Origin of the sequence: Methanococcoides sp., from assembly GCF_030594565.1 — an archaeon.
Lineage (GTDB): Archaea > Halobacteriota > Methanosarcinia > Methanosarcinales > Methanosarcinaceae > Methanococcoides > Methanococcoides seepicolus.
Genome location: NZ_JAUVEY010000001.1, coordinates 1 through 12,617 on the forward strand (window position 1 = coordinate 1; position 12,617 = coordinate 12,617).

The following is a 12,617-nucleotide window of genomic DNA, read 5'->3' on the forward strand; positions in this document are numbered from 1 at the left end:
GAAGTTAAACTTAAAAATTGTCGGAAAAGACCACTCTAAAGTGAATTAGAGAGTTACTTATTAATGCACAATTTCGATTAGTTCTCGATAGATAGATTTACACTATCAGTCAGAATTAATCGAACTGCCAAATTCAACGTCAGACCGAAAAAGCTCTGGTCTCCACTAATGATCTTGATTTGAAAGTGATTGAAATTCCACACGTTGAGTGGATTTCCTTAAACTCCTTCATGCTATATATACGTTCCGAATCGGAAAGCATAACCACATTTTTGAGAATGTGAATCCAGTCATGAAAGAGCATAAACGTTTTTGAACCCTCATCCTGATCGTACCGAAAATGGCACCGATCAGCTCAATGAGAGCACCCCTACCACTACGCACTCGTATTTATATGTAGTGTGACAACGTTTGACATGGGTTTATATAAAAGTCATTTGTGGCACATGACATGAAATATATATTTACAGCAACCCTGCAAACTAATCCACAGCATTACAAGAAAAATTATAAATCAGATTAAACAAATCTAAAAAAAGTTAGATATATTAATAACAAAAATATTGAAATTGCTGTGATAAAATGCAAAAAGACAAAATGCAACGTATGCAAGGAATAGGATTGTTTTTCGCAGGATTAGGAAGTATTATAGTTGCAGGAACATATGCCCTTGATATCTCAAACAAATTTACCATAATAGGAATAACTTCTTCCTTAATTGGTGCCTTCTACTTCAGAAGATCTGAAACTCTCCGGCGTAAGCTCACAAAAATCAGCAATTAAAAAGATATGAACACTCTACTAATACTAGTATATTGAAAAATATAGGCCATCCAATGTAATAAACTACTTCAAACGTTTTCTATTTATACCATTAATCAGGTAGTATTAATGATTATTATGGATACAAATACACAACTGAGGGATCGATTTTTACGTCGATGAACCCATCCGAAACCGAAAGATAAGCATTTTTGACACTACCCTTCGTGACGGCGAACAAACCCCCGGCGTATCCCTAACTCCTGAGCAAAAGATTGAGATAGCTCATCAGCTTTCCAAGCTTGGAGTGGATACCATCGAAGCAGGGTTCCCCATAGCCTCCGCAGGAGACATGGAATCCGTTCGCAACATCGCAAACGCAGGCCTCACATCAGAAGTATGTGGTCTTGCACGCGTACTAACAAAGGATCTTGATACATGTATAGATGCAGGCGTTGGAATGATACATACTTTTGTTTCCACATCTGACATCCAGAGGATACATACCATCAAAAAGAGTCGCGAAGAAGTCGTCGAGATGTCAGTAAATGCCGTACAATACATAAAGGACCACGGTATGCGCTGCATGTTCTCTGCAATGGATGCAACCCGCACAGACCTTGACTATTTAATAGAAGTATACAAGGCAGTTGAAGACGCAGGATGTGACATCATCAACGTCCCTGACACAGTGGGAATAATTGCACCCTCCGGTATGTACCGCCTTATCAGCAAACTGGACAAAGAGATGAACATCCCGATAGACACCCACTGTCACAATGACTTCGGACTTGCCGTTGCAAACAGTCTCATGGCAATAGAAGCCGGTGCAAGTCAGGCACAGGTCACCGTCAACGGATTGGGAGAACGTGCCGGTAATGCAGATCTTGCGGAAACAGTAATGAGCTTGCACTCTATATACGGTGCAAAGACGAACATCAATACCGAGTATATCGTAGAGACCGCCCGAATGGTCGAACGTTACACAGGCGTTCAAATACCTCCCCACATGCCTATTGTAGGAGAGAACGCATTTGCTCATGAATCCGGCATACACACCCACGGTGTCCTCGAAAATTCCGATACATTCGAACCAGGCATCATGACACCTGAAATGGTCGGACACACTCGAAGGATAGTACTCGGAAAACACGCAGGAAAGCACGCTGTCCTCAGATCATTGCAATCTGCGAACATCAACCCAACCGATGCTCAGCTCGATGCGATCATCAAAAAGGTGAAAATGCTTGCAGACAAAGGCAAACGCATAACTGATGCAGACCTTTACACGATAGCATTCGATATCCTTGGAAGACCTGAAGGAATGCCACCTATAGACCTCAAAGAGGTCAGTGTCATGACCGGTAACATAACCACATCTACCGCAGTCGTAAAAGCACTCTTCAACGGAAAAGAATGCGTAGCATCGAATGTAGGTGTAGGTCCAGTTGACGCTGCCCTAAAAGCAGTCGAAACCCTTATCGGACAGCATGCAAAAGTGACCATCCATGACTTCAGGATAGAAGCAGTCACCGGTGGATCCGATGCACTCGCAGAAGTGGTGATCGGAGTGCAGAACGACAAAGGCAGGATAGTGACCGCACGCGCAGCAAACGTTGACATTGTCCTCGCATCGGTCGAAGCTCTCGTAACAGCTATTAACATGCTCCTCAAAACATAAGGAGCATGCTAAAGGTCATAGACTCACACTGTCACCTTGACTTCCCAAAGTTCAACCGTGACCGTGATGAAACAATAGAAAGAGCACGCAATGCGGGTGTTGTTAAAATGGTCAACTCGGGAATTGACCTTAAATCAAACCAGGCAACACTCGCACTTGCAAATGAATACGATTTTATCTATCCTACAATTGGCCTAAGCCCTCTGGTAGTATCCCACTACGGCAATGAAGTCGCCAATTCGATCATTCTCCAGCTAGAACTACATGCAGAACAAGCAGCAGGTATAGGGGAAGCAGGTCTTGACTATCATTACTATAAGGAAGACAAGGAAAGAGAACACCAAAAACAATACTTCCGTAAAGTAATAGAGATAGCAGAAAAATATGAAAAGACACTCGTAATTCACGGAAGGGAAGCCGAAGAAGACTGTTTTGAAATGGTAAAGGACCTCGACAAGGTCGTCTTCCACTGCTATGGAGGCTCAATAGAAACAGCCGCCAGGATAACCGATGCAGGATACTACATATCCATCCCCACAATAGTCTGTTTTTCAGAGCACCATAAGAAAATAGCAGAGAACGTCCCCCTTGACAAAATGCTCATTGAAACCGACAGCCCATACCTATCCCCTCGCAAAGGTCGGAACGAACCCGCATTCGTACTGGACAACCTCTCAGTAATAGCAGAAGCAAAAGGCACAGACCCTGAGACCATTGCAAACGCCACCTTCAGGAACACGAAGAAGATATTTGGTATCTAAAACATACCCGGAGTCAAACAATGAAGATCACCAGCATAACCACATCCCCATACGCATCCAACTCATACCTCATAAACGAAAAGATACTCATCGATCCCGGAATGGATGCCGATCGGCTCATACAAAAAATAAAAGAGCACACACAACCGGAAAACATCGAACTGATAATACTGACCCACTCCCACTTCGACCATTGCGCCGCAGCTAAATCCGTAGCAGAAATATGCAATGCCCCTATAGCCATCCACAAAGATGATGCTCAAGCCCTGAAAAGTAGAGAAGAAAGTGTATCCATACTCTTCTCAGCACCAGCCCCGGACATAGACCCGGACATCCTCTATGCAAACGGTGACATAATAAAGATAAGCGAAACCGAAGCAATGGAGGTCATTCACACCCCCGGCCACACCCCGGGAGGAATATCACTCTACGAGCCATCTTCGAAAAGCCTTTTCTCCGGTGACACTGTATTCCCGAACGGAGGAATTGGCCGCACCGATTTTACCGGTGGCTCATTGGACCAGCTTTCAGCATCCATAGAAAAACTAACAGAACTGGACGTAATTACACTCTACCCAGGGCACGGCCCAGTTACCAGTGATGACGTGAACAAGCAGATACGTTTATCACTACAGATGTCAAGAGCATACCGATAAAAGGACAAACACATGTCACAGAAAAAACGTAACCCGAAAAAGATAGATACATCCCGCTTTCTCCCAATGGATATTAAAGATATCAAGAGTCGCGGATGGGATCAACTTGACATAATCATTGTAACAGGTGACGCCTACGTAGACCACCCCGGCTTTGGTGCAACCATCATAGGACGCGTCCTGGAAGATGCAGGATTCAAAGTAGGGATAATCTCCCAACCTAACTGGGAAGACACAAAGGATTTCACCAAACTGGGAAAACCCCGGCTTTTCTTCGCAGTAACTTCAGGGAACACTGACTCAATGGTCAGCAACTACACCCCTGCCCTCAAGCCACGCCCAAAGGACATGTACTCCCCTGGAGGCAAACCAGGACTTCGCCCCAGCCGTGCAGTCGTTGTCTACTCCAACCGCCTAAAACAAACATATCCTGACGTGCCTATTGTCATCGGCGGAATAGAAGCGTCCCTCAGGCGTTTTGCTGAATTCGACCACTGGTCCGGCAAAGTAAGGCAATCGATACTCGCCGATGCTCCCGCAGATCTGCTTGTATATGGAATGGGAGAGCTGCAAACACCTGAAATCGCCCGAAGGCTCGATTCAGGTGAAGATATCAGGAACATAAATGATATTCCCGGGACCACATGGAAACTTGAGGTGAAAAAATGGAAGGAAGCGAAAGAGAACGATCAGATACCTTTCCCTTACGTGGAAATGCCTTCCTACAATGAAGTATCAAAGGACAAGCCTACCTATGCAAAAGCATTCAAGCTAATGTATGACCAACAGGACCCCGTAAGAGGTATTGCCCTTGTCCAGCCTCATCCAAAAACGACCATCATCCAGAACCCCCCAATGAGACAGCTTTCCCAAAAGGAACTTGATCATGTCTATGATCTACCTTACACCCGACGGGAGCATCCCTCATACAAAGAGCCAGTACCTGCTCTTGAAACTGTCAGATTTTCAATAACAACTCACAGAGGCTGTTTTGGAAGCTGTTCTTTCTGTGCCATCGCACAACATCAGGGAAGAATGATAACAAGCCGTAGTATTGACTCCATCCTGCATGAAGCTGAGCTTCTGACAAGAATGAAAGAATTCAAAGGCAACATAATAGGGGTTGGCGGACCAAGTGCTAACATGTATGCCATGAAATGCAAGAACTGGGAGAACAAAGGCGCCTGCAAGGATAAACTTTGTCTTTACCCTGAACCCTGCCCCTCCATGGACACATCCCACAAAGAAAATATCGAAATGCTGCGCCAGCTTAGGGAAATGCCTGAAGTAAAGCGTGTTTTTGTAAGTTATGGAGTTCGATATGACCTCGCCTTACAAGACCCTGAATATATCACAGAGCTCTGCCAATATCACGTCAGCGGCCAATTGAAAATTGCACCTGAACACTTTTCAAAATCGGTTACGGACTGTATGAAAAAGCCAGGAAGAGAAGTATTTGAAAAATTTGCCAAGATCTTTAAGGAAACTAACAAGAAACTGAACAAAGACCAGTATCTTGTAACATTCCTTATGTCAGGCCACCCTGCATGTACAATGGATGATATGATAGAACTTGCAGAGTACATCAAAGCAACTGACAGATATACCGAACAGGTACAGGATTTCATACCAACCCCGATGACCGCGGCAACCTGTATGTTCCACACAGGACTTGATCCCTTCACAGGAAAAACAGTCTATGTAGCTACTTCTCGTAGAGAAAAGAACATCCAGAGAGCGATGATGCATTATCGTGATCCGAAAAACCATGGTCTTATCTTCGAAGGACTGAAAAATGCAGACCGTCAGGACCTTATCGGGAATACCTGGAATTGCCTTATACCACGAAAAGGCAAGAATATGTTTGCACCAAAAAGATGAAATTTTTTATAATATGAAGATTATCGATATGCTAAATTCCATAACTTCATAGAGTAAACATGACCCAAAAAAGATCGAAAATATTGATCATTGATAATGAAAATGATAATGTTGAAATGCTGGAAGCCATACTCAGCTCCGACTATGAAGTTATAAAAGCATATTCCGGTTGCAAAGGTCTTGAGATCGCAATTGCTGAAAGTCCTGATATCATCATACTTGACATCATGATTCCGGACATTACAGGCCATGAGCTATGCAGGACATTGAAGAAAGATGAACGCACAAAGCTCATACCTATCATCATGCTGACATCACGAGCAGAAAAGAAAGAGAAAATAAAAAGCCTTGAAGAAGTTGCAGACGATTTTCTCAACAAACCTGTCAGTCATATGGAAATATTAAGCCGTGTGCAATCCCTGTTAAAAATAAAACACTTACAGGAAAACATAATCAAGGAAAGGAACCAGGCATATAAATATCTCGATGCAGCAGGCACTATCATTGTTATAATCAACACGGACACAGAGATAGTATTCGCAAATCAGAAGACCTGTGATATCTTTGGTTGGGAGAAAAAGGATATTCGCGGTAAAAGCTGGATAGATTTTATTCCGGAAAACGGACGTGAACGCCGAAAACAGGACTTGCTCAGCATCTTGAGCGGTAAAGCCCAACCGCCTGAATATTACGAACGTTTAGTAGTGACTAAAAATGCGGATGGTACGTTTTCCGAACGCATGATCCTCTGGCATGATGTGATATTAAAAGATGATGAAGGCAAGATAACAGGATTGATTCGTTCAGGAGACGACACGACTGAAAGAAAAAATATTGAAGAAGAACTTTCAAAGGCTAACGAAAAGCTCCAGATCTCCCACAAGTTGAAAGATGAATTCCTGGCAAACATCAACCATGAGTTAAGAACACCATTGATATCAATAAAAGGTTTCAGTGACCTGCTCTACAATGAAAGACTGGGTGACCTGAACGAGCATCAAAAAAAGACAATGGAATCCGTGGTCCGAAATTCAGAACGCCTGCAACATCTCATAGAATCACTGTTCTATGTAAGTGAAATGCAGAACGAGACGATAAAATACACATTCAGTCTTATTAATATCAAAAAAATACTTGAAATGATCAAAAAAGACATGTTCCCCCAGATCGATCAGAAGGGGATCGAGGTCACTACCGACATTTCCGATTCGCTCTCACCGGTACACGGGAACGCAAAGTACATAGAAAGTGTATTGATGCATCTGCTTGGCAATGCTATCAAATATACTCCATCAGGAAGGAAGATCTCCATCCTTGCCTCAGAAGAGAACGGGGACATACACATCGTCATAAAAGATACAGGTAAAGGCATTCCAAAAGAGATGCTTACCCATATATTCAGTGAAGCTCCTGAAGAAGAAACTGAATGTGATATCTGTTACTGTAGTCAGGATTATGGACTGATCATCTGTAAAAAGATAATCGAAGCGCATAGAGGCACCATATGGATAAACAGTGAAGTAGACCAGGGCACCGAGATCCATGTCAAATTGCCTGTATTCGTTGATAAAGGCCCCATCTGCAAATAAATGAACTTAGACGGCCTTCAGGCCTTCCTTTTGTGCCATATATAAGAGGTCCAGCAGATCAATGACCGGAACATCACTTGCCTGTTCCAGATTCGTCCTACACAACGGACAGCATGTTACAATATGGTCCACACCATCGGGAACATCCATTGTCCTCTTTTTAGCAATTGAAGCCGAAAGGTCAGGATATCCTTTCCTGACTCCCCCACCCCCTCCGCAACATCTGGCATTTTCCCTGTTGGTCCTCATCTCTTTTAGATCACAGACAGCCATTATCAGTTTTCGGGGAGCATCGAATATCCTGTTTGCCCTGCCAAGATGACACGGATCGTGATAAGTTACCGTGAGATCCAGCCTTCCAAGCCCCAACTCATCCATATGTTCCACCAAAAACTCAGTGATGTGAACGACATTGAACCTGTCGGGATAGTCATTCTTGAACGTATTATAACAACCTGCACAACTGGCTATTATGGTATGTGCACCGGTCTTTTCGATCTGCTCAAGATTATGTCTTATGAGCTCATCCGCATCGAATCCTGTCCTGAGTAGCGGAGAACCACAACATACCTCATCGGAAAGTACGGTCACCCCCATATCTCTGATAAGGTCATATGTCTTGAGAGCATCTTCCCTGAACCGATATGAACCAAGGCACCCTACGAAATATACATAGTCTGCGACCTTGGGAACATCCCTTTGCCCCAGGATAAAACTTGTATCAGACCTCTTTTCGCCAAGGGGATTTCCTGTAAGAAGAGTATTATTATACAATTCCAATTGTGAACCTTTGACCTTGCCCATCCTGACAAGGTCGCGACGTAACTCTTCGAAGACATCAGTTGGCTTTGCTCCTGCAGGACACATCTGCTCACACAACCCACATGTGGTACAGGTATTGATGCTATCGATCATACTTTCATCCACATCCATCCCTTTTGAGATACCCTTTGCAAGAAGCATACGCCCTCTCGTACTGAAAGATTCCCAGCCAAGTTCTTCAAAGACCGGGCATATACTACGGCATGTCCCGCAACGGACACATTTGAGAATCGACCTTTGCTTATCTTCCTGCATATCAAAGCCCCATTTTACCCGGATTAAGTATCCCTTTCGGATCAAGGGCCCTTTTTATCTGCCGCATCACCTCAAGAGAAGTTGGGTGTTCCAGTTCCATATACATCGCGCGTGCCTTCCCCACCCCATGCTCAGCACTCACAGTACCACCCACAGAGATCGCACGCCTGTATATCCTGTCCGCCACAGCATGTGCACTTTCCAGTTCTTCCTCACTGAGCATATCGATGGCCATCCCGGTATGGAGATTCCCATCGCCGATATGCCCATAGGTCATAATATGAATATCGAACTCTTCTGAAAGCGAACGCACGTATTCAAGCATACCAGGTAGTTCTTTTATTGGAACTCCAATGTCTTCTCCTACATAGATACGAGTGCGCTTAACATCGATCTTTGATATGGCAGCACCTACCAGCCTGCGTGCCTTCCATAGATTATCACTTTCAGCTCCACTCTCCGCGACCTTTATGGCAGAAGCCAGCTCCTCACAGGCTTTCCCCACAAGAGCAGCTTCTTCCCTGACCGCATTCTCCATCCCGTCCACTTCTATCATAAGAATAGCACCCACATCAGGAAGTTCCACAGAAGGATCGAACCTCCTGACAGCCTTGATGGCAGTACTGTCAAGAATTTCACATGCCGAAGGTATGATCCCGGATGAAAGCACCTTCACCACGGCCTTGCCGGCAAGAGTGGTATTGTCAAAGGATGCAAGTATGACACTGCGGGAATGGGGCAGAGGATGTATCTTGAGCACAGCCTTAGTGATAATACCAAGAGTGCCTTCAGAACCTACTATAAGATTGGTCAGATCATACCCTGAAGCTGTTTTCAAAGTCTTCGAGCCGGTGTTCACTATTCTGCCATCGGCCATCACGACCTCAAGATCGAGAACATAGTTCCTGGTAGTACCGTATTTCACACACCTCATCCCGCTTCCATTGTTCGCCATGAGCCCGCCGATGGTACACATGGCAGTGCTCCCGGGGTCAGGCGGGAAGAAAAAACCATACGGCTCCAGTGCCTTGTTAAGTTTTTCGTGAACGACACCGGGTTCGACCGTGATCTGAAGATTGTCAATATCGATGTCAAGGATACGGTCCATTGAGGACATATCCAGCAAAATGCCCCCATTTACCGGAACCGCACCACCGCAAAGACCTGAGCCTGCACCCCTTGCAACAACAGGAGTGTTCGACATGTCCGCTGATCTGATCACATCAGCTACCTGTTCAGTGCTTGCAGGCCTTACGACAAAGTCCGGCAGCCCTTCTACTCCGGAAGCATCAAAGGAATAACAGTAAAGCTCTGACCTTCGGGTAGAAACATTCTCTTTCCCGAGGATCTCCTCAAGTTCTTTAGCGAGCATCATCTTAACCTGAAACCCTTTTTAAAAATAAACGTTTGGGTACTTATGTTCAGTAGAAAAGATTTACATCTACTTAAGCATATTAGGGAAACATGACATCATACTTTGAGGTAGAACAACGGGATGGTGCTGCCCGAATTGGAAAAATACTCTTTCCAACACCAGTAAGGACACCATATATAATTGATACAGCATCCCTTAACGATGCCCATTCCCCCATAACAGATGCAGGCTCCATCTGGAACATCTCTATTGAAGAAGCAGAAGAAAGGATCAGGAAGATCCGCGAAGAGGTCGGGGATGAAACTATTATCATACTTCCTCATCAGGACCTGACCTTGGAAGTACCTGAAGATGTGGTAATGAAGACCTCGGAGAGAACCGAAGTTGAATCTACAGGTCCTATAGGTCGCATTTTCCGCAAAGGTGTGGATGTGAAAAAGGCTGACCTTTACGTAATGGAAGGTGCAGGTTCTTTAGAAGGCAATGCGAGAAAGTTCCTGGAGAGACTTATCGATCTGAAAGATAGTGTTGCTCCTGATACCGCTATTTACCTGCCGAACCTCTGTACCCCCATAAATGCTGCAATGCTTGTTTACCTTGGAATAGATATTGTTGATGATACAAAGGCAATAATAGCCGGATATAACGATATCTACATGACAACTGCCGGCAAACATTTCCTTGATTCGATGACAGAGCTGCCATGCAGATGTGAAGCATGCGCACCTATTACGCTCGAGGAACTAAGAGCAATGCCTAAAGCTGATAGGGCAGAGCTGATCAGCAGACATAACCGCAACATGCTGGAAGCAGAGATAGTCCTAGCAAGGGAAAGGATACGCTCCGGCAACCTTCGTGAATACATTGAAGGACAGTGTAGAACAGAACCGTGGCTTGCAGCACTTTTGAGGCTTTCCGATACACAATACGACTACATGGAAAAGCAAACTCCTATTGCCAGGTCCAACCAGATGCTTGCAACGACTTCTGAATCCATGACAAGGCCTGAGGTCGTTAGGTTTGCAAAAAGGATACAGGAAAGATATACGCCTCCGGAATCCGAAATACTCGTGCTTTTTCCTTGCTCGGCAAAGAAACCATATTCAATATCCAATTCCCACAACAAGTTCATAAAATCATTGGGAAAGTACAGGAAATTCGTGCATGAGGTTATCCTTACCTCCCCACTGGGTATCGTACCCAGGGAGCTTGAAATGACCTATCCTGCAGCACATTATGATACTGTTGTGACAGGATACTGGGATGCTGAAGAGATAAAGTGGGTCTCCGCCTGCCTCAGGGATTATCTTTCAAAGCACAGCTATTCACATGTCGTAGCACATGTAGAAGGAGCCTACAGGGAAATATGCGAGATCGTTTCAGAACAACTTTCCATCGATTTCATTTATACAAGTGCCGGGAACGTGTCATCATACGACTCCCTCGATAACCTGAAAAAAACCCTCTCTGAGATAGTGTCGGAAAAGGAGTATAAGCAGACCAGATCAAGGACCGACATGATGCGCTCTATTGCAGACTACCAGTTCGGCCTAGGTGCCGGTAAGCTGGTCGTACCTGACGATGCAAAGATAAAGGCACCATTCCCCAAACATCAGGTATTCATTGGCAAAGAACAGATAGCTACAATGATACCGCAGTATGGTACACTCGCACTTACCGTTGCAGGGATACGATTGCTTTCAAATTCCGAGGAGTACTCAGGCTACACTGTGACCATAGATGATTTCCTTCCAAGAGGCTCATTGCTTGCACCTGGTGTTGTTGCTGCTGACAAGAACATCAGACCCGGAGATGAGGTCATGATCACCGGCAGTAAAGCAATAGGAGTCGGGCGCGCTATGATGAGTGGAGAAGAGATGGTAGGCTCATCACGAGGGGTAGCTGTGGACCTCAGACATGTAAAAAAGGCTAACTAAGGCATTAATTTGCTTTTAAGGCCTTTTTTCTCTTTTTCTTATTACTTCTTTCAATATTCTTTTTTATAATGAGATACCTACTAAAAGACAATGATAGTCAGAAATTTTATGCCCCAGGATTTTGAACAGGTTCTGGCCATTGAAATGGAAGCATTTACAGAGCACAATCCTTTCGTTTACATGAACTTCTATGAGATGAACGATGAAGGATTTCTTGTTGCAACCACGGGCAATAAGGTCATTGGTTTTGTCATGGGCTATCGGTCTGAAACGAACGAAGGCCGTATATTCTCCCTGGCAGTAAAAAAGGAATGGCAGAACATGGGAGTTGGAAAAAAGCTCCTTAATTCTATTCTGGACCTGTTCAAAGATGAGGGCATAAGATCTGCGACCCTTGAGGTCAGGAGCAGCAACGACAAAGCTATTCAGATGTACAGGAAAATGGATTTTATAGCTTGCTGGATAGAGCACGATTATTATTCGGATGGAGAAAGTGGGATCATTATGAAAAAACAACTTTCTCCAAGGTCATGGACCAATCACTCCAAGAATATCTCTTTTGAAGTGCCTTCACTTCCTGAGACCAAGTTCCAATTGCCTGACAATATTTAATTATTGCTGACAGGGGAGTGCCTTCCAGTGCGCTCTGCAAATTCCTGCATTCTTACAGATGTTCTGCCAATGCCAGAAAGCTCATCTTCTGAGATTATCGAAGCAAGATGGTTTCCAAGTATAAATATGGCATGTTTATGATCTGCTTTACTGCGATGGATATGAACAGGACTTATTGACAGTGATCTATATTCAGAAAAATCATAATCACTGCTCTGAGATTCCAGATGTCTCTTTATCTGAGCTAATAATGTATGCAACTGAATCAATTCATCTTTTTGCATGG

The 12,617-nt window shown here is 44.3% G+C and carries 11 protein-coding genes; 8 read left to right on the plus strand and 3 right to left on the minus strand.

From position 1 onward, the window contains the following. Positions 1-582 precede the first annotated feature (582 nt). From QAS77_RS00005 to QAS77_RS00030, 6 genes are all read left to right on the plus strand, one after another. Positions 583-783, plus strand: a complete 201-nt coding sequence (locus QAS77_RS00005) for a hypothetical protein (RefSeq protein ID WP_250869485.1) — start codon at positions 583-585, stop codon at positions 781-783. A gap of 166 nt (positions 784-949) precedes the next feature. Further along, positions 950-2,443: a 2-isopropylmalate synthase gene (locus QAS77_RS00010; protein ID WP_250869347.1), complete on the plus strand. Its 1,494-nt coding sequence runs from the start codon at positions 950-952 to the stop codon at positions 2,441-2,443. Positions 2,444-2,448: 5 nt separating this feature from the next. Next, entirely contained in the window at positions 2,449-3,204 is a 756-nt protein-coding gene (locus tag QAS77_RS00015; protein WP_250869345.1) for a TatD family hydrolase, read from the plus strand. 20 nt (positions 3,205-3,224) lie between these two features. Then, positions 3,225-3,860, plus strand: a complete 636-nt coding sequence (locus QAS77_RS00020) for an MBL fold metallo-hydrolase (RefSeq protein ID WP_305063694.1) — start codon at positions 3,225-3,227, stop codon at positions 3,858-3,860. A 12-nt stretch (positions 3,861-3,872) separates the two neighbouring features. Next, complete coding sequence (locus QAS77_RS00025) at positions 3,873-5,741, plus strand: YgiQ family radical SAM protein (RefSeq protein WP_305063695.1); 1,869 nt, start codon at positions 3,873-3,875, stop codon at positions 5,739-5,741. 59 nt (positions 5,742-5,800) lie between these two features. Further along, a complete protein-coding gene (locus tag QAS77_RS00030) occupies positions 5,801-7,330 on the plus strand; it encodes a hybrid sensor histidine kinase/response regulator (protein ID WP_305063696.1) in 1,530 nt (509 codons plus the stop codon). 6 nt (positions 7,331-7,336) lie between these two features. Here the strand turns inward: QAS77_RS00030 and QAS77_RS00035 are convergent, their stop codons facing one another. Together QAS77_RS00035 and QAS77_RS00040 are read right to left on the minus strand one after the other, a co-directional pair. Beyond that, positions 7,337-8,407, minus strand: a complete 1,071-nt coding sequence (locus QAS77_RS00035) for a (Fe-S)-binding protein (RefSeq protein ID WP_305063697.1) — start codon at positions 8,405-8,407, stop codon at positions 7,337-7,339. 1 nt (position 8,408) lies between these two features. Further along, positions 8,409-9,782 carry an FAD-binding oxidoreductase gene (locus QAS77_RS00040; RefSeq protein WP_305063698.1) on the minus strand — a complete coding sequence of 458 codons (1,374 nt, stop codon included), beginning with the start codon at positions 9,780-9,782 and terminating at the stop codon, positions 8,409-8,411. A gap of 89 nt (positions 9,783-9,871) precedes the next feature. Between QAS77_RS00040 and arcS the strand changes: the two genes are divergently transcribed. Then, entirely contained in the window at positions 9,872-11,719 is a 1,848-nt protein-coding gene (arcS, locus tag QAS77_RS00045) for an archaeosine synthase subunit alpha (RefSeq protein ID WP_305063699.1), read from the plus strand. A gap of 90 nt (positions 11,720-11,809) precedes the next feature. Beyond that, the gene (rimI, locus tag QAS77_RS00050) at positions 11,810-12,331 is read left to right on the plus strand and encodes a ribosomal protein S18-alanine N-acetyltransferase (RefSeq protein ID WP_250868749.1); all 522 of its coding nucleotides are present in this window, start codon (positions 11,810-11,812) and stop codon (positions 12,329-12,331) included. On the opposite strand, the gene QAS77_RS00055 is transcribed toward rimI, so the two are convergent. Beyond that, entirely contained in the window at positions 12,328-12,615 is a 288-nt protein-coding gene (locus QAS77_RS00055) for a UPF0058 family protein (RefSeq protein ID WP_250868748.1), read from the minus strand. The two genes, rimI and QAS77_RS00055, sit on opposite strands and share 4 nt — an antisense overlap. Positions 12,616-12,617: the final 2 nt, after the last annotated feature.

Excerpts from the sequence above, each read along its gene's own strand:
- QAS77_RS00005 (WP_250869485.1), top strand. The coding sequence starts at position 583 with ATGCAAAAAGACAAAATGCAACGTATGCAAGGAATAGGATTGTTTTTC.
- QAS77_RS00035 (WP_305063697.1), bottom strand. The coding sequence starts at position 8,407 with ATGCAGGAAGATAAGCAAAGGTCGATTCTCAAATGTGTCCGTTGCGGG.
- QAS77_RS00030 (WP_305063696.1), top strand. The coding sequence starts at position 5,801 with ATGACCCAAAAAAGATCGAAAATATTGATCATTGATAATGAAAATGAT.
- QAS77_RS00055 (WP_250868748.1), bottom strand. The coding sequence starts at position 12,615 with ATGCAAAAAGATGAATTGATTCAGTTGCATACATTATTAGCTCAGATA.
- QAS77_RS00020 (WP_305063694.1), top strand. The coding sequence starts at position 3,225 with ATGAAGATCACCAGCATAACCACATCCCCATACGCATCCAACTCATAC.
- rimI (WP_250868749.1), top strand. The coding sequence starts at position 11,810 with ATGATAGTCAGAAATTTTATGCCCCAGGATTTTGAACAGGTTCTGGCC.
- QAS77_RS00015 (WP_250869345.1), top strand. The coding sequence starts at position 2,449 with ATGCTAAAGGTCATAGACTCACACTGTCACCTTGACTTCCCAAAGTTC.
- QAS77_RS00040 (WP_305063698.1), bottom strand. The coding sequence starts at position 9,782 with ATGATGCTCGCTAAAGAACTTGAGGAGATCCTCGGGAAAGAGAATGTT.
- arcS (WP_305063699.1), top strand. The coding sequence starts at position 9,872 with ATGACATCATACTTTGAGGTAGAACAACGGGATGGTGCTGCCCGAATT.
- QAS77_RS00025 (WP_305063695.1), top strand. The coding sequence starts at position 3,873 with ATGTCACAGAAAAAACGTAACCCGAAAAAGATAGATACATCCCGCTTT.